The sequence below is a fragment of the Bacillus sp. WMMC1349 genome (assembly GCF_013155385.1).
Lineage (GTDB): Bacteria > Bacillota > Bacilli > Bacillales > Bacillaceae > Bacillus.
Map to the genome: position 1 here is coordinate 1,599,161 of NZ_JABJUQ010000007.1, position 18,457 is coordinate 1,617,617.

Consider the following 18,457-nt stretch of genomic DNA (forward strand, 5'->3'; position numbering starts at 1 on the left):
AAGAATGTTTCTCTATAAGGGATCATTCTTTTATTATTTGTATTCGTTAAAAAAACGAATATGCGTTCGCTTTTTTCTTGGCAAATTCGTATAAACAAGGTATAGTAGATATAGCGGAAGTGATAAAGGAGGAAAAATAGAATGAGTGATCGTCAGGCGGCCTTAGATATGGCGCTTAAACAAATAGAAAAACAGTTTGGTAAGGGTTCAATTATGAAGCTCGGTGAACAAACTGAAACAAGAATTTCAACTGTTCCGAGCGGTTCTTTAGCCCTCGATGCAGCCCTTGGTGTGGGCGGATATCCACGCGGCCGGATTATTGAAGTGTACGGACCGGAAAGTTCCGGTAAAACCACGGTGGCGCTTCATGCGATTGCTGAAGTACAGCAACAGGGTGGTCAAGCGGCATTTATCGATGCTGAACATGCACTCGATCCAGTTTATGCGCAAAAATTAGGTGTTGATATTGATGAGCTTTTGCTATCACAACCTGATACAGGGGAACAAGCGCTTGAAATTGCGGAAGCGCTTGTCAGAAGCGGAGCTGTTGATATCGTTGTCATTGACTCTGTTGCAGCGCTTGTTCCGAAAGCTGAGATCGAAGGTGAGATGGGAGACACACATGTCGGACTGCAAGCAAGATTGATGTCCCAAGCGCTTCGGAAACTGTCCGGAGCGATTAATAAATCGAAAACGATCGCAATCTTTATTAACCAAATTCGTGAAAAAGTCGGTGTCATGTTTGGTAATCCTGAGACAACTCCTGGCGGAAGAGCGCTGAAGTTCTACTCATCTGTTCGCCTTGAAGTGCGCCGTGCTGAACAGCTTAAACAAGGAAATGATGTCATGGGAAATAAGGCGAAAATCAAAGTCGTGAAAAACAAAGTGGCACCTCCTTTCCGGACAGCTGAAGTCGATATTATGTATGGTGAAGGCATTTCAAAAGAAGGGGAAATCATCGACCTTGGATCAGAGCTTGACATTGTCCAAAAAAGTGGAGCATGGTATTCTTATCAAGATGAACGTCTTGGACAAGGGCGTGAAAATGCAAAACAATTCCTTAAAGAAAATAAAGATATCCTTCTTACCATTCAAGAGCAGATCAGGGAGCATTACGGACTGGATACAGGTAGTCCTGCTTCACAAGAAGAAGCTCAGGAAGAACTCGAAATTTAATCCTCTAAGGTTGCCGGCGAAGATCGGCAACCTTTTTCTATGTTTAAGTGAGATGGGAAACGTTAAGACAGCAAGCTTGACAAGTATTTCCCACACAATTACAATGAAATTGTATCACTTGTTTTTCTTAACATGATTGATAAACATTTAAACTTGACAAGGGCAGTGAAACGATTTTCATTCCCTGTGAAGGTTCTGTATGTTGAGAGATAGTACAATGTACATGCCGACACTTACTTTTAGCAAGAAACAAGTTCATAGCAAGAGGAGGTGAAAGTATGAGTCCTTTAACAATTCTCATCTCCATTTTGCTGAGCCTATTCTGTTTAGTTGTTGGCTACTATGTTCGTAAAATCATTGCCGAAGCAAAAATTTCAGGTGCGCATCATGCAGCCGAACAAATTCTTGGAGACGCCAAGCGAGATGCGGAAGCGTTGAAGAAAGAAGCCCTTCTTGAAGCAAAGGACGAGATTCACACGCTTCGGATAGAAGCTGAACAAGAAGTTCGTGAAAGACGAAATGAGCTTCAAAAACAAGAAAACCGTTTACTTCAAAAGGAAGAGAACCTTGACCGAAAAGATGAATCATTAGATAAACGGGAAGCGATGTTGGAGAAGAAAGATCATTCTCTGAATGAACGACAACAACATATTGAAGAGATGGAAAGCAAAGTGGATGAAATGATTCGTATGCAGCAGTCAGAATTAGAGCGAATTTCTAGTCTGACGCGTGATGAAGCGAAACAAATCATTCTCGAACGAGTTGAAAATGAGCTTTCCCATGACATCGCGATCATGATGAAAGAAACTGAAAATCGTGCGAAAGAAGAGGCTGATAAAAAAGCAAAAAATATTCTTTCATTGGCCCTACAGCGTTGTGCGGCTGATCATGTAGCTGAGACAACGGTTTCAGTTGTTAATCTTCCAAATGATGAGATGAAAGGGCGTATTATCGGACGGGAGGGGCGCAATATCCGTACATTGGAAACGTTGACGGGTATCGACCTTATCATCGACGATACACCGGAAGCTGTTATTCTTTCGGGATTTGACCCGATCAGACGGGAAACCGCTAGAATCGCTCTTGATAAACTCGTTCAGGATGGCCGTATTCATCCTGCCAGAATCGAAGAAATGGTTGAAAAATCCCGCCGTGAAGTGGATGATTATATTCGTGAAATGGGCGAACAAACGACTTTTGAAGTTGGTGTTCATGGTCTTCATCCGGATTTAATCAAAATTCTCGGTCGTTTAAAGTTCAGAACAAGCTATGGTCAAAATGTATTGAAACATTCAATGGAAGTGGCATTTTTGACCGGTCTAATGGCTTCAGAACTTGGAGAGGATGTCACACTTGCTAAACGGGCAGGACTTCTTCATGATATTGGAAAAGCGATTGATCACGAGGTGGAAGGAAGCCATGTTGAAATTGGTGTAGAACTTGCCACCAAGTACAAGGAGCATCCAGTCGTCATCAATAGTATCGCATCACATCACGGAGATCAGGAACCAACTTCCATCATCGCAGTGCTCGTGGCAGCAGCCGATGCGCTGTCAGCCGCAAGACCTGGTGCACGAAGTGAAACGCTTGAAAACTATATTCGCCGCCTTGAAAAATTGGAAGAAATCTCCGAATCATATGAAGGTGTTGAAAAGTCATTTGCGATACAAGCTGGACGGGAAGTACGGATCATGGTAAAACCGGATTCAATTAACGATCTAGAAGCCCATCGTCTGGCACGAGATATTCGAAAACGAATTGAGGACGAGCTAGATTATCCTGGACATATTAAAGTAACTGTGATCAGGGAAACAAGAGCAGTTGAATATGCAAAATAAAGTGGTGCAGAATGCATCGCTTTATTTTTTTGTTTTCTTATGTAACACTATTAAAAAGCCTATTTTAAAAAAGAAAGGATCAAAACATGAGAATTCTATTTGTTGGAGATATTGTCGGTTCACCCGGCAGACATATGCTCAAAAGCTATTTGCCAAAACTAAAACTAAAATATAAACCGCATGCCACCATCGTAAATGGAGAAAACGCCGCACATGGGAAAGGCATAACTGAAAAAATATATCATGAAATCATAGAAGCGGGAGCTGATGTGATCACAATGGGAAACCATACATGGGACAAAAGAGAAATATTCGATTTTATTGATGATGTTCCCAAAATGATCAGACCTGCTAACTTTCCGAAAAACACACCAGGGAAAGGAATGACATATACAAGAGCAAATGGGAAGGAGTTGGCTGTCATCAATCTGCAAGGTCGGACATTTCTTCCACCGCTTGACTGTCCTTTTCAAAAAGTAGATGAGCTGATTGAAGAAGCCTCTCGAAAAACGCCGTATATTTTCATCGATTTTCATGCTGAAGCAACTAGCGAAAAACAGGCGATTGGCTGGTATACAGATGGGAGAGTGTCAGCCGTTGTGGGAACACATACACATGTTCAAACCGCTGATAATCGTGTACTTGAAAAAGGTACAGCATATATTTCTGATGTGGGGATGACCGGCCCATATGACGGAATTCTTGGAACTGACAAAGAAGCAGTGATCAAACGCTTTAAAACAAACCTTCCTGTTCGCTTTGAAGTTGCCGAAGGTCGTACGACATTAAGTGCAGTTGTCATAGATATCGATGAACAAAGTAAAAAAGCTGTTAAGATTGATCGAGTTTTAATTAATGATGATCATATGTTTTTTGAATAGCATTTTAGAAAAATATTAAATAGAAAGCAGGAATATCCAGATCTTTTAGTGAATATAGTAAAAATGGAAGGTACCCTGCTATTTTTGAAAAGCAATATTGGGGATGGCTTTAGAAATAGCAATATCTAATAATGATTGTTCTAATGAACACTCACTTATCTATTGTAAATTTAGAGGGGGAGCAGGAATGGAAATATTAAAAGTTTCAGCAAAATCAAATCCGAATTCAGTTGCAGGTGCACTCGCAGGAGTTTTAAGAGAACGAGGAGCTGCAGAAATTCAAGCAATCGGAGCAGGAGCACTAAATCAGGCTGTAAAAGCTGTGGCGATTGCCCGTGGATTTGTCGCACCAAGTGGAGTTGATCTGATTTGTATCCCGGCCTTTACCGACATTCAAATTGACGGTGAAGAACGAACAGCGATTAAATTGATTGTAGAACCTCGCTGATAGACAAAGAACTTCCTATTCCATATGCTTCAACCTGCTTACAGATGTAAGTGGGTTGTTTTTGGTTACAGAAAATAGCGGCACAAAGAAAAAAACATTGATAATCATTTTCATTTAGTATATAATGATGGGTTCTAGGTTGTATTGACAGCCTGGAACCTTTATACTGAAGAGTGAGTTTGTTTGAAAGGAGACAAAAAAACATGAATGAGAAACAGCGAACTGAAAGCGGACAGATTAATCCAGCGGACAAAAAATCCGAGAAGGATTACAGCAAGTATTTTGAAGCTGTTTATATTCCGCCTTCATTAAAGGATGCAAAAAAACGCGGCAAAGAAGCCGTTGAATATCATAACGATTTTAAAATCGCAGAGCAATACAAAGGCATTGGTGAGGGACGAAAGTTTTATATCCGCACATACGGCTGCCAGATGAATGAGCACGATACAGAAGTAATGGCAGGAATTTTTACGGCTCTTGGCTATGAACCGACCGACTCGACAGAAGATGCCAATGTCATTTTGTTAAACACATGTGCTATCCGAGAAAATGCAGAAAATAAAGTGTTTGGTGAAATCGGTCATTTAAAATCTCTAAAAAAAGATAATCCCGATTTGATTCTCGGTGTTTGTGGATGTATGTCACAAGAAGAGTCAGTTGTCAACAGAATTTTGAAAAAACATCCATTTATTGACTTGATTTTCGGTACACATAACATTCACCGCCTGCCAGAACTGTTATCAGAAGCTTATCTTTCAAAAGAAATGGTTATTGAAGTATGGTCTAAAGAGGGAGACGTAATTGAAAACCTACCAAAAGTTCGCCATGGTAAAATTAAAGCATGGGTGAACATCATGTACGGCTGTGATAAATTTTGTACGTATTGTATTGTACCATACACAAGAGGAAAAGAACGCAGCAGACGTCCTGAAGAAATCATTCAGGAAGTCAGAAGGCTTGCGGCAGAAGGCTATAAAGAAATTACGCTCCTTGGACAAAACGTTAATGCTTATGGAAAAGATTTCGAGGATATGGAATACGGTCTCGGCGATTTAATGGATGAGCTCCATCAAATTGATATTCCTAGAATCCGGTTTACAACAAGCCATCCGCGTGATTTTGATGATCACTTGATCGAGGTGCTTGCAAAAGGCGGCAATCTGTTGGATCATATCCATCTTCCAGTCCAGTCTGGTAGTTCAGCAGTATTGAAGCTAATGGCACGTAAATATGACCGTGAACGTTATCTTGAATTAGTCGCTAAGATCAAAAAAGCGATGCCAAACGCTTCTTTAACAACCGATATTATTGTCGGTTTCCCTAATGAAACAGATGAACAGTTTGAAGAAACACTTTCCCTGTATCGAGAGGTTGAGTTTGACAGTGCATATACGTTTATTTATTCACCTCGTGAAGATACACCGGCAGCAAAAATGAAAGATAATGTTCCAATGAGGGTGAAGAAAGAACGTCTTCAACGTTTAAATGAACTGGTCAATGAAATTTCCGCCAAGAAAATGAAGGAATATGAGGGGCAAGTTGTCGAAGTATTAGTTGAAGGTGAAAGTAAGAACAACCCCGATATTCTCGCAGGCTACACTCGAAAAAACAAGCTTGTCAATTTTAAGGGACCCAAAGAAGCAATTGGTCAGCTTGTTCAGGTGAAAATTCATCAGGCGAAAACATGGTCGCTTGACGGAAAAATGGTAGGAGAAGCAACCGAGGTGAAATAAAATGACTCTTTACACAAAAAAAGATATTGTCACAAAGGCACGCGAACTTGCTAAAATGATGGCAGAAACAGAAGAAGTTGACTTCTTTAAAAAGGCTGAAGAACAGATTAATGAAAATAGCAAGATTACAAATATTATCAGTCAAATCAAAGCCTTACAAAAGCAAGCTGTCAACTTTAAACATTATGAAAAACATGAAGCGTTAAAACAAACAGAAGCAAAAATCGATGCGCTTCAGGAAGAGCTTGATGAGATTCCGATTATCCAAGAGTTTAGACAATCTCAAATGGAAGTTAACGATCTTCTTCAACTCGTTGCTCATACAATATCAAACCAAGTGACAAATGAGATCATTCAATCGACCGGAGGAAATCTTTTAACAGGAGAGACCGGCTCAAAAGTTAAAAACTCACAACCTAGCTGCTCATTATAATTCAGCGCCTTTTAAAAGGCGCTGTTTTTTTAAAATGATTTGGAAAACCCCTGGCTATACCGGGGGTTCGAGAGAGCTTATAGCGTGGTCATAAAAAAACCTCCTTCATGGTAGGATAAAGTTGGTTTCCCGACCACTTCATCTCACCATAGAAGGAGGCATGCCCTCGTGAAGGACATGAACAGTTTATCGGAATTTTAAGTATCACGTAGTTTTTGCCCCAAAGTACAGAAGACAGATGATTATGGAAAATATAAAAAGAGCATTGGGCAAATCATAAGAGATTTATGTGAATGGAAGCAAATGCTTGCCCAGATCACATCCATATGTTAGTAAGTATCCCGCCAAAATGAAGTGTATCTCAATTCATGGGTTACTTAAAAGGAAAAAGTAGTCTTATGATATTTGATCGACATGCCAACTTGAAATATCGATATGGAAATTTAAAATTTTGGTGTCGGGGTTTCTATGTAGATACAGTGGGTAGAAATAAGAATACAAGAATATAATAGAAATCAGCTAAAAGATGACTATATAGCAGATCAGTTAACATTGTTTGAAAGATATGACCCATTTACGGGAGAGAAAAATCGTAAGAAATAAAGAAATTCTTTAGAATGAGTGAGTGAATGTGGTGCAGAAGGGAAACCCTTTCAGCGGGCCTTTTAGGCCGAGGCCAGTAACAGAGGCTTTCAGCCGCAGAGCAAGGAGCTGTCTAAAAAGTCCTTTTTCAACATAAATCAGCGAGCAAATTCCCCAATTTTTATTCATCCACACGACTTTCAGGACACCCCCTTTGATTGTGGAAATGGTATGTCTTTTTCTTTTCGCATTTTAAGTCAAGTTTATCCGCTTTTCTGCATACACTTAAACAGATTCATAATATAAGACTCTCTTTTTCATTTCTTAGGATTTAGCACATGAGACAAATGCCCAGCATAAAATAACATGATCAAAAACAAGGAGGCATGACCGAATGTCTGAATACAGGGAAATTATTACAAAAGCGGTGGTTGCGAAAGGCCGGAAATTCACCCAGTGTACTCATACAATCTCCCCTTCACAAAAGCCAACCAGTATTTTAGGGGGATGGATTATCAATCATAAGTATGACGCTGAAAAAGTCGGCAAAACGGTTGAAATTGAAGGGACCTATGATATCAATGTTTGGTATTCATATGCTGACAACACAAAAACAGAGGTTGTTACAGAACGCGTTTCATATGTTGATGTGATCAAACTGAGATATCGTGACAAAAATTACTTAGATGATGAACATGAAGTCATCGCGAAGGTGCTTCAGCAACCAAATTGTCTGGAAGTAACGATTTCTCCAAATGGAAACAAAGTCGTTGTTCAGGCAGAACGAGAGTTTTTATCTGAAGTGGTGGGTGAAACAAAAGTTGTCGTTGAAGTAAACTCTAATTGGACTGAGAGTGATGAAGAAGATGCATGGGAAGAAGAACTAGATGAAGAACTGGAGGATATCAATCCCGAGTTTTTAGTAGGAGATCCAGAAGAATAAGAGGAAGCTAGGGAAACACCGCCCTAGTTTCTTTTTTGTGTTATAATCTATTTTGGAATAAATAGAACGTAAAATACATAGTGGGGGATTTTTATGGCAAGTTACACGCCTATGATACAGCAATATTTAAAGATTAAGGCAGATTATCAGGATGCCTTTTTATTTTTTCGTCTCGGCGATTTTTACGAGATGTTTTTTGAGGATGCAAAAAAAGCATCTCAGGAACTCGAAATCACTTTAACGAGCAGAGACGGAGGTACAGATGAACGAATCCCGATGTGCGGAGTTCCTTATCATGCTTGTTCATCCTATATTGAACAGCTGATCAAAAAAGGTTATAAAGTAGCGATCTGTGAACAAGTGGAAGACCCTAAGACTGCAAAAGGAGTCGTAAAAAGGGAAGTTGTTCAGTTGATTACACCGGGAACCGTCATGGACGGAAGGGGCATCCATGAAAATGAAAATAATTTTATCGCCTCGATCAGTGTTAATCAGCACACATACGGTCTTGCGTTTTCAGATTTGACGACAGGTGAAAATCTAGTAACAACCATTGAAAATTTTGATGATGTCGTGTCAGAAATATATTCTGTCGGAGCACGGGAAATTGTTGTTGCCAGTAGCTTTAGTGATAAAAGCATTGCCATGTTAAAAGATCGCTTAGGAGCAACCATTTCTTTTGAAGACGAGATAGAAAAATCGGCTGATATTGTCAAAGACGTACCAGATGATGATATGAGGCAAACCTTTCTCAGACTTTACACATATTTAAAACGCACGCAAAAAAGAAGCCTTGACCATCTTCAGAACGTACAGCCATATCAATTAGAAGAAGCGATGAAAATCGATCTATATTCTAAGCGTAATTTGGAACTGACTGAAACGATCCGTTCAAAAAATAAAAAGGGCTCACTTCTCTGGCTATTGGATGAGACGAAAACAGCGATGGGCGGCCGCCTTTTAAAACAATGGATTGACCGTCCGTTGGTTCGGAAAAGCCAGATTGAAGAGCGGCAGGAGATCGTTGAAACATTGATCACACATCTGTTTGAACGCGAAGATTTGCGCGAACGGCTGAAAGAAGTATACGATCTTGAGCGGCTTGCTGGCCGGGTGGCTTATGGAAATGTGAATGCTAGGGATTTGATTCAATTGAAGGAATCACTAAAACAAGTTCCAGCAATAAAGCAGCTTGTCACTTCTCTTGATCATCCGAAAGCAAAAGAACGTGCAGAAAAAATTGATCCATGTGATGACTTGTTAGAACTTTTAGAAGAAGCTCTTCATGAGGATCCACCACTGTCTTTAAAAGAAGGAAACTTAATTAAAGACGGTTTTCACGCAAAACTGGATGAATATAGAGATGCAAGTAAAAATGGGAAGGACTGGATTGCCCAACTTGAGCAAAAGGAGCGGCAATACACTGGGATTCGCTCCTTAAAGGTCGGATTTAACAAGGTGTTTGGCTACTATATTGAAGTCACAAAAGCAAACATTCATCTTCTTGAAGAAGGACGTTATGAACGAAAACAAACGCTAACAAATGCTGAGCGCTATATAACCCCGGAATTGAAAGAAAAAGAAGCATTGATTCTAGAGGCGGAAAACAATATTTGTGAACTGGAATATAAGCTGTTTTCCGAGCTTCGCGAGCAGGTGAAGCAATATATCCCCCGCCTGCAAACACTCGCTAAAATGATGAGCGAACTCGATGTTTTGCAGTGCTTTGCAACAATTAGCGAGAATCGCCATTACGTAAAGCCGATATTTTCTGAGGACAGCGTTCAAGTTGTTGATGGACGTCATCCGGTCGTTGAAAAAGTAATGGATAGCCAGTCATATGTGCCGAACAGCTGTGAAATGGGGAAAGGCAGACAAATGCTGTTAATTACAGGGCCAAATATGTCGGGGAAAAGCACATACATGAGACAGATGGCTTTAATTGCAATTTTGGCGCAAATCGGCTGTTTTGTCCCTGCTAAAAAAGCAAACTTACCGATCTTTGATCAGATTTTCACGAGAATAGGGGCAGCCGATGACTTAATTTCTGGTCAAAGTACTTTTATGGTGGAGATGCTTGAAGCCAAAAATGCGATTATCCATGCAACAAAAAACAGCTTGATTTTATTTGATGAAATCGGTCGTGGTACATCAACATATGATGGAATGGCACTTGCTCAGGCGATCATCGAATACGTTCATCACCATATTGGTGCAAAAACACTGTTCTCCACCCACTATCACGAACTGACAGCACTTGAGGAAAAGCTCCCAGATCTGAAAAATGTTCACGTTCGTGCGGAAGAATATGAAGGAAAAGTGGTTTTTCTCCATCAAATGAAAGAAGGAGCCGCAGACAAAAGCTATGGAATCCATGTCGCTCAACTTGCTGAACTGCCTGCCGATTTAATCAGTCGAGCCAAAACAATCTTAGCAGAGCTTGAAGCTGGTGCAAAGGAAGCGACACCAACAACAAAAGAAACTCCGACAGCTGTAGCCGAGGAAAAGCCTGCCCAGTTATCTTTCTTTGAAACGAATCAGCCTCAAAAAATGAAAGCAAAGCTGTCTAACAAAGAACAGGGCGTTTTAGAGGAATTTAAAGCGATGAACCTATTGGATATGACCCCTTTACAAGTGATGAATGAATTGTACAAGCTGCAAAAAAAACTAAAATAAAGAGAGGTGAACCAACTTGGCAAAAATAGTCCAGCTTCCTGATGATTTATCAAATAAAATCGCCGCGGGTGAAGTTGTGGAAAGACCGGCATCAGTTGTTAAAGAACTTGTCGAGAATGCAATCGATGCAAACAGTTCAGTTATTGAAATCGAGGTTGAAGAGGCAGGACTTTCCTCTATTCAAGTTGTTGACAATGGTGAAGGGATGGATGCGGAAGACTGCAAAACCGCATTTTTGCGTCATGCAACAAGCAAAATCAAAGATGAAAACGATCTGTTCCGCGTCAGAACACTCGGATTCCGCGGAGAAGCTTTGCCAAGTATTGCATCTGTCTCACACTTAACCATCAAAACAAGCACTGGTGAAGGAGCAGGTACCCATCTCACACTTCAAGGAGGAAAAATCATTTCCGAGCAAAAATCGTCTAGCCGGAGAGGAACAGAAATTACGGTAGCCAATTTATTTTTTAATACACCGGCACGACTAAAATATATGAAAACGATCCATACTGAGCTCGGTAATATTACAGATGTTGTCAACAGAATTGCTTTGGCCCATCCAGAGGTATCGATTAGGCTGCGTCACCAAGGAAAAACTTTGTTGCAAACAAATGGGAACGGGGATGTTCGCCATGTACTGGCAGCGATTTATGGAACAGCAGTTGCCAAAAAAATGCTTCCGCTTCGTGCTAGCTCCCTTGATTTTGAAGTGAAGGGCTATATAGCGCTTCCTGAAATCACCCGAGCTTCACGAAATTACATGTCATCTGTTGTGAATGGTAGATACATTAAAAATTTTCCGCTTGTAAAAGCCATACACGAAGGCTACCATACATTGTTGCCGATCGGACGGCACCCGATCACTTTTATTGAAATCAATATGGACCCGCTCCTTGTCGATGTCAATGTACATCCGTCTAAACTTGAAGTACGGTTGAGTAAGGAGACCGAGCTTCACGAATTAATTCGCGATGCAATCAAAAACGTATTCAAACAGCAGCAACTCATCCCAAGTGTGCAAACACCGAAACCTCCGACTCCTTCATTTGTGAAGCCTGAACAGCAAAAAATGAGTTTTGACAATGCTCCTGATATAAAAGCTAAACTAGAACCAGCTTCAGTGCCTTCTTTCTCAGAAATTGTAAAGGAGGCACCACTATCAGAGGAGAAAGAGGAAGATCTTCCTCGGCAAGATGTATGGTCTGAATCAGAGGTCATTGAAGACATGGTGGAAGAACAATATAAAGCACCATCGGACAATAAGTTTAAGCACGACGAAGAAACAGCGACAGCAAAAGAACGTGTCCCGATTATGTACCCGATTGGTCAAATGCACGGCACCTACATCCTAGCGCAAAATGAAAACGGACTGTATATCATTGATCAACATGCTGCACAGGAGCGAATTAAATATGAGTATTTTCGGGAAAAAGTTGGCGAGATCGAACCAGAAGTCCAAGATCTGCTTGTACCGCTGACTTTCCATTATTCAAAAAATGAAGCCATGATCATTGAAGACCATTTCGAAGATTTGGCTAAAGTTGGCGTCTTTCTTGAATCATTCGGTGCCGGCAGCTATATCGTCCGAAGTCATCCGACATGGTTTCCGAAGGGTGAGGAAGCGATGATTATTGAAGATATCATCCAACAGGTTCTTGATAACCGAAACATCGATATCAAAAAACTTCGCGAAGAAGCGGCCATAATGATGAGCTGTAAAGGCTCAATCAAAGCGAACCGCCATTTGCGCGATGATGAAATCAGCGCTCTGCTCGACGAGCTGCGCCGGACAGCCGACCCCTTCACATGCCCGCATGGCCGCCCGATTATCATTCATTATTCGACATATGAGATGGAGAAGATGTTTAAAAGGGTGATGTAGGGAATATACGTTTTTTGAGCGTGAGACACGATATGTCTCACCTTTTTTATATGTCATGGTTATTGTCGGAAAAAGAGTTTTTATATCAACGGTGAGGGCCGAGGTCACTTGGTCTTGTTAGCACGCTATTAATGGATATACTGCAGGGAGTTTATACGGATGCCAACACTTATATTCAAGGGATTTATCGCTTGACTGGAAAACTCAAAAGAAGGGCAGTGAAAACTAGTACACTGCTCATATCTATAAATTGACAAGCAGAGCGGTTTATATAGCGAGGAAAATGCGACGGGTTACTTTAAATCTTCAACACCTATTAAAAAGTTTAGTGTGCCGTCTGTAAAAAGAAAATTAGAAAGCGGCACGAAGGATTCAAAAAAGAAAAGCGATTGGAAGCTTTAGTTCTAAAAAATTTCGGATAATGGAAGGGATTTAAATAAAAGAGGGCTTGTCTTTGAGATGAAGCCCTCCTTAGGTTCTCTAGTACTTGGAAACCCATAGGGCAACCATTATACAAATTTCGTAGTTGTTTTCATTTTTCGAGAAAATGTTATAATGAAAAGCCATGAAATGATTTGAAGAGGGGGAATTTCGATGCATTACATAACTGCATGCTTAAAAATCATCAGTGATAAAGACCTTAATGAAATAATGAAGGAATTCAAAAAACTTGAGGAAGAAACTAACAAAGAAGAAGGGTGTATTAAATTCCATGCTTATCCGCTTGAACCATCAGAACGCAAAATAATGCTTTGGGAGATTTGGGAAAACGAAAAAGCTGTTAAAGCCCATTTCACGAAAAAACACACAAAAGACGTTCAAAAACAAGAATTAACGGAAGTAGAATGGTTAATTAAAAGCAATGTGAATGATTAAAAGGCTCCTTAAAAAGAGACATTCAATGACTAAGAATCAACTACTTGTAATTAAGTGGTAAATTATTGGCGGATTGTTGTCCAACTCTGCCAACAATCATCATTTTCATTCAGAAATCATCCGATATTTAATTCAATAGCCCTTGAAATAAAAGGGGTGATCAGAATCGAATATACTTGTTTTGAAGGCATCATCTACACTGGCAGTGTAGCCCTGACCACATACTTCAGAGTGACCACTAAAATGATCACCATTTTTTTAAAACTTGCTGAAAAAACATAAAAATAAGAATAAGTGTTGTTTGTAAAAAATCTTATAAGGTTTAGAGATCAGAAGGGAACGAATGTTCGAGAAAGATCGTTTTTAAACGGGTGATGTGAATGGTCTTGATTCTATCTTTGGTCATGGACTTGAGAAGGCTGTGAAAGTTTTTCAAAAGGCGAATGGTCTGGCTGTGGATGGGGTAGCTGGGAGAGTTACTTGGACAAGATTTTTTGTATAAGGGGCTGTCCTGAAAGTCGTGTGGATGAATAAAAATTGGGGAATTTGCTCGCTTTCCGCGGGCGATCCGCGAGCCTCCTCGGAGCCCGTACCTTGCTCCTCTTGGGTCTCACCTGGTTCGCTGTTTCCGCAGGAGTCTCGCAATTCCCCCCTGATTTATGTTGAAAAAGGACTTTTTAGACAACACCTATCATTGTTAAGTTTTATTCCTCTTCATTTTCATAATCAAGAAATTCATTGAAATTATTTGATAAAAAATACATATTTTCCATTCCATCCTGTTCTTCATCATGTGTCCAATGATAAATTTGTCCAAAATACTCTTTGCTTATTCCGATACATATTTGATTCCCACTTGGATCATCTGCTATTGGAATAAAGCCAATTTCTAATATTTCATCAAAAATATCAAATTTTTTCTCTAAATTGTCATACATACTTCCAATTCCATAAAAAATATTTAATATACTTTCACTTAATTCATCAGAAATCTTGTAAGTACCTGGAGTTGGATAACCTCCATTATACGCCAGTAAAAATTCTCTATAATCTATAGGAAATGTAATATTATGATTGTGCTCAAAACCCTCTAAATCACCTGTAGTTAAACGCTCATGTATCATTTCAATTTTTATCTTAGTCCCACTCCTTATTTGCTATTTTTCCCATTCGTTTTTGATTGTCCACCTATGTGCTTAAATTCATCATGAATATTTTTTTCTACAAGCTGCATTGTTTTCCCATCTTGGTGATGCTGCCAAGTGTATCCTATAGGAGGTCTCCTTTTATCGAAAATCGGTGTTTACTTAGTTTAGCTGCTTTATTAGCATTCTTAAAATCTTTCGAATTATTTTTAGGCGAACGAACCTCTATTTGTACAGACTGAACATTTGGATGCATATAAGGTGTAAAATCTGGTTAACCATTAGGATAACTTACTGATACTCCAGACTTGTTAGTATAAGTCCAAGTTCCATCACTATCAATAGAAATTTTTCCACCCTTATCATATCTTAGGTATCCGCGAGTTCATCGGTTTGTTTCCAAAATTTCTTTAGTGAAATCTTCTAATTTTAATGGGGTGCTATTACTCGTCCCTTTACTAACATCTTTCCCTGGCTCATGCTTCGTCGGCTTAGAAGACTCATGAGGATGCTTACCAGAAATGTTTCCAGCACCTTTAGTAGACTCGTGAGGCTTATCAACCTTGTGACCAGCTTCGTGTGGTTTTGATTTATGTGGAACTTTAGGTTCTCCACCATGGTCACCTTTCGGAGTCTTCTTAATGCCGTCCCCACCATGAGCTTTTCCACCTTTAGGACTTGTAAAATGATCAAACGACTTCTTGATGAACTGAATCATCTCATGTCCAGACTGCCGTAAATTAAGTACATTTATAAGACTTCCCACAAACTGCATCTACGGATTCCTCAAGGGGTTATGTAATTGTGTCCATTCTGTCTTTCAAGAATGGTGTAGCCTATTTTTCAGGATTTTACGAACCTAATAAGAAGGCAAGACTTGAGGCATTATTGAAGTAAAATCAAAAAGGCCCACTATATATGGCCTCTAAGTAAAATTAATATGATTTATAGGTAATATGTTTATTCACTTAACACCAATCTTAAATAATCTGCACATTTTTCAACGGTACTGTTTAATTCTAGAAGGTTACTACAAAATATTTTTTTTATTGGTTTTTCCCAATCACCATCTCTTATAATAAAAACTATAAACTTGTTAACTCCAGAATACCACCCAATATCTAATATATAGTTATTAGGATAATTTACTTTAAACATGTCTTCTTTTAATCCATCATCGTCAAAGTCAAGGGGTTGATTTAAGTTTATTATAAAATCATTGTGTGTTATTTGACCAGGCGTAAAATCTATATTCTCAAACATATACTATCCTACTTTCTTTTGGTTAATTTTTGGTACTCTCGTTTTGTAATGGGATGACTATGAACTGTACCATCAGGACTTATTTCTACTCTTATATATGGAGTTTCAACACCAGATTTAGCTCCAACAATTTTATCTGCTTTGAAAAGTTTCCACGGTTTACCGTTTGTGGCATCTATCCCATTCTTTAAAGCGCTTTTTTCAAGTTCTACAATATCTGTTCCATGTTTGTATTTAGCAGGACTACTTTTAGTAGCATTTACTATCTTCTTCCAAGGAACATTCTTTGGTGCCATGTGCTTACCATCATATGAACTGTGTTTATAAGTACTATATTTCGTACCCTTAGCACCTCTATGATGATCAAAAGACTTCTTAATAAACTGAATCATCTCATGTCCAGACTGCCGTAAAGTAAGCGCATGTATAGGAATTCCTTCTGTTACGAGGATCTCCCGTGCAACTGGGTTAGGTAAGTCTCCTATTTTTATGAGTCCTTTTTTGATTAGTTCTCCAACTTCCTTGAGATCTTTAACGACTCTGTTTCCTACGACTATTCCAACGTGTCCAGCACCTTTGATTCCTTGTTTGATTGCCGTTTTTCCAGCGCCTTTGATTCCTTGTTTGACTATTGATTTACCCGCAGCGCTTGCAAATCTTCCAGCTTTCGAAGCAATTGATGCACCCTTTGATGCTGCACCGGCACCACCTGATATAAATGTAGTGACGATATTTAATTTAAGATATTCAGCATAATGTGTCCTTGAATACAAATCTCCATGTACAAAGTTTTTATCCCATTTTTCTTTTACTTCATCCCAAGCAGAATTCCAAGCTTTTTTATAGTCGAATTCTATAATTGAGTTTGCAGTTCTAACTGGATGTAATGCAGAATTTCTTACAAATTTATTTAGTGTTACAACGCCTTCAAGAGTTTCCTTAACAAAATCATATCTAGCCACTGTTATTCCTTTTGCATAGTCGTATGCAGAGCCTAGATATTTTTTACCTGCCTCATCTACAGGTGCTAAAACTTCTTTTAGTTTCTCCTCTCCTGTTTCTATAAGATTTATAACACCATCATCAAAATCGTCTAACTTCTCTGATACATAATCTATAGGATGTTCCCAGAAACTAACATCTTCTTCTTCAAGGGATTTAACATACTCCTGTTGTTCTGGTGAAAGGTTGTTATAACCAATTTCTTTAGCCATTTTAACATATTCATCAGGGTCAGATACGTTTGCAAGCTTCTCTTGCAACTCTGCAATTCTGCGGGCTTCTGCTTGCTCTTTTTTCGCATTAATATATGTAGTCGCTTGTTTGTCGGTTTTGATTGCTTCTTTATATAACTTATTCGAGTGAAAAGCCTTTTTATCAAAATACATAGGAGAAGCGCTTTTGCCATTACTTGTGGCTTCCATCAATGCTGAGAATTTTTTGGAGATACTTTCGGCTTCAGCCAATGCTTGTGTGTATTCGCCTGTCAAAGATTTATCCAGATCGTCTACAGCATCAATTGCATTTTCCCGAGTTGTTTGTGCTTTTGACATCTCTACTGTGTAATTGTGGTCAGTCCACTTATCCAGATCAACGATGTCGCTCACTCGGTCTATGATCCGATCCATGCTACTCTTTAGGGAGTCGACGATTTGATCGGATTTTTTATCTGCATTTTTCAGTTCAGTCTTTAAAAAAGACATTTCAATGTACGAATCGGGCAGTTTTTTCGCTTCGATATCACCAGAAACCCCATTAAAAAACGAGCTCTGCATATCGGCAAGAGTGATCCAACTGTCGACAACCTCAGCCTGTCCTCTAAAAAACTCTTTAATGTTATCTGCGCCTTTTCCTGTGAAATCATCGCCTAAATCTGCCACTCCAAGACACGCTGTTTTTAGCGTCTGAAGTTTCTCTTTTAGGCTTTTATAATCTTTTTTTCGTTGATCGGCTCTTTCAACTAAAGTACTGGCTTCAAAAACTTTAGCTGAACTGTCTAACTCTTTGTCTTTCTTTTTCTTGTCCGCCATCACATTTTCCTTTCAGATAGTTATTTTTTTAAACAACATCATAAAAATACAATCAGTTAAAATTTTATCATGTTAATGAAAAGGATGGCGGTGAAATCTTGCTATTCTAAGAAAATGAATCTTTAGGATTAGGATATTATTCCTATTATAATTGGTTGGAATTTTTAGAGATTTCTAACGTATTATCTTCAAATAGACGGTCGTATTTCCAAAAGATCAATCATTGTTCATCAAATCAATGAAGGTTTTATTCGAGCGTATTGTTTTAAGAGCCGACAAACAAAGACGTTTACAATTGAAAATATCCTCGCTGTTTTTCCTGCGGATCATAAAAAAGTTGTTTGGAGAGTTTTTTAGCAGTGGGGTAATCAATTGCTAGAAAAATTTTTGTATTGTATGATGATCTTTGCTTGTTTTACTGTTTTTTTAATTACCATGAGTCAATCAGCTCAAGTAGCTTCAAGTAAATCTATGCGTATAAGCGGTGATTATAGTATCGTTTTGAAGGACCATATGTAAGTGGCATGTTCATGTTTATAAAGGGAAATAGA

At 39.1% G+C, this 18,457-nt stretch carries 16 protein-coding genes and 1 pseudogene; 12 read left to right on the plus strand and 5 right to left on the minus strand.

From position 1 onward, the window contains the following. Window positions 1-141 precede the first annotated feature (141 nt). The 12 genes and pseudogenes from recA to HOO54_RS24240 all read left to right on the plus strand — a co-directional run bounded on the left by recA (window position 142) and on the right by HOO54_RS24240 (window position 13,970). Window positions 142-1,176, plus strand: coding sequence for a recombinase RecA (gene recA, locus HOO54_RS10475; RefSeq protein WP_172294977.1), 1,035 nt, complete (start codon window positions 142-144; stop codon window positions 1,174-1,176). 278 nt (window positions 1,177-1,454) lie between these two features. Continuing rightward, the gene (gene rny, locus HOO54_RS10480) at window positions 1,455-3,014 is read left to right on the plus strand and encodes a ribonuclease Y (protein WP_172294979.1); all 1,560 of its coding nucleotides are present in this window, start codon (window positions 1,455-1,457) and stop codon (window positions 3,012-3,014) included. Between the two features lie 86 nt (window positions 3,015-3,100). Then, window positions 3,101-3,895, plus strand: a complete 795-nt coding sequence (locus HOO54_RS10485; RefSeq protein ID WP_172294982.1) for a TIGR00282 family metallophosphoesterase — start codon at window positions 3,101-3,103, stop codon at window positions 3,893-3,895. A gap of 187 nt (window positions 3,896-4,082) precedes the next feature. Then, window positions 4,083-4,343, plus strand: coding sequence for a stage V sporulation protein SpoVS (gene spoVS / locus HOO54_RS10490; RefSeq protein ID WP_003181955.1), 261 nt, complete (start codon window positions 4,083-4,085; stop codon window positions 4,341-4,343). Between the two features lie 203 nt (window positions 4,344-4,546). Then, window positions 4,547-6,076 (plus strand): tRNA (N6-isopentenyl adenosine(37)-C2)-methylthiotransferase MiaB, encoded by a 1,530-nt coding sequence (gene miaB / locus HOO54_RS10495; protein ID WP_172294984.1) that lies wholly within the window; start codon window positions 4,547-4,549, stop codon window positions 6,074-6,076. A 1-nt stretch (window position 6,077) separates the two neighbouring features. Then, entirely contained in the window at window positions 6,078-6,509 is a 432-nt protein-coding gene (gene ricA / locus HOO54_RS10500; protein ID WP_172294987.1) for a regulatory iron-sulfur-containing complex subunit RicA, read from the plus strand. 193 nt (window positions 6,510-6,702) lie between these two features. Then, window positions 6,703-7,112 (plus strand): annotated as a pseudogene (gene tnpA / locus HOO54_RS10505) (IS200/IS605 family transposase); the annotation flags it as partial. Between the two features lie 373 nt (window positions 7,113-7,485). Further along, window positions 7,486-8,034 (plus strand): outer spore coat protein CotE, encoded by a 549-nt coding sequence (gene cotE, locus HOO54_RS10510; RefSeq protein ID WP_172294989.1) that lies wholly within the window; start codon window positions 7,486-7,488, stop codon window positions 8,032-8,034. A gap of 93 nt (window positions 8,035-8,127) precedes the next feature. After that, entirely contained in the window at window positions 8,128-10,710 is a 2,583-nt protein-coding gene (gene mutS, locus HOO54_RS10515; RefSeq protein ID WP_172294991.1) for a DNA mismatch repair protein MutS, read from the plus strand. Window positions 10,711-10,726: 16 nt separating this feature from the next. Then, window positions 10,727-12,592, plus strand: a complete 1,866-nt coding sequence (gene mutL, locus HOO54_RS10520; RefSeq protein WP_172294993.1) for a DNA mismatch repair endonuclease MutL — start codon at window positions 10,727-10,729, stop codon at window positions 12,590-12,592. A gap of 594 nt (window positions 12,593-13,186) precedes the next feature. Then, on the plus strand, window positions 13,187-13,468 hold the full coding sequence (locus tag HOO54_RS10525) for a putative quinol monooxygenase (protein WP_172294995.1): 282 nt from the start codon (window positions 13,187-13,189) through the stop codon (window positions 13,466-13,468). 376 nt (window positions 13,469-13,844) lie between these two features. Then, window positions 13,845-13,970, plus strand: a complete 126-nt coding sequence (locus HOO54_RS24240) for a peptidoglycan-binding domain-containing protein (RefSeq protein WP_172294997.1) — start codon at window positions 13,845-13,847, stop codon at window positions 13,968-13,970. Between the two features lie 202 nt (window positions 13,971-14,172). On the opposite strand, the gene HOO54_RS10535 is transcribed toward HOO54_RS24240, so the two are convergent. From HOO54_RS10535 to HOO54_RS10550, 5 genes are all read right to left on the minus strand, one after another. Further along, on the minus strand, window positions 14,173-14,592 hold the full coding sequence (locus HOO54_RS10535) for an SMI1/KNR4 family protein (protein WP_216664754.1): 420 nt from the start codon (window positions 14,590-14,592) through the stop codon (window positions 14,173-14,175). A gap of 26 nt (window positions 14,593-14,618) precedes the next feature. Further along, complete coding sequence (locus HOO54_RS25155) at window positions 14,619-14,765, minus strand: HNH endonuclease (RefSeq protein WP_375335832.1); 147 nt, start codon at window positions 14,763-14,765, stop codon at window positions 14,619-14,621. Window positions 14,766-14,998: 233 nt separating this feature from the next. Next, window positions 14,999-15,388, minus strand: coding sequence for a hypothetical protein (locus HOO54_RS24250; protein WP_253907652.1), 390 nt, complete (start codon window positions 15,386-15,388; stop codon window positions 14,999-15,001). Window positions 15,389-15,573: 185 nt separating this feature from the next. Then, a complete protein-coding gene (locus HOO54_RS10545; RefSeq protein WP_172294999.1) occupies window positions 15,574-15,876 on the minus strand; it encodes a hypothetical protein in 303 nt (100 codons plus the stop codon). Between the two features lie 8 nt (window positions 15,877-15,884). After that, on the minus strand, window positions 15,885-17,906 hold the full coding sequence (locus HOO54_RS10550) for a ribonuclease YeeF family protein (RefSeq protein WP_172295002.1): 2,022 nt from the start codon (window positions 17,904-17,906) through the stop codon (window positions 15,885-15,887). Window positions 17,907-18,457 lie beyond the last annotated feature (551 nt).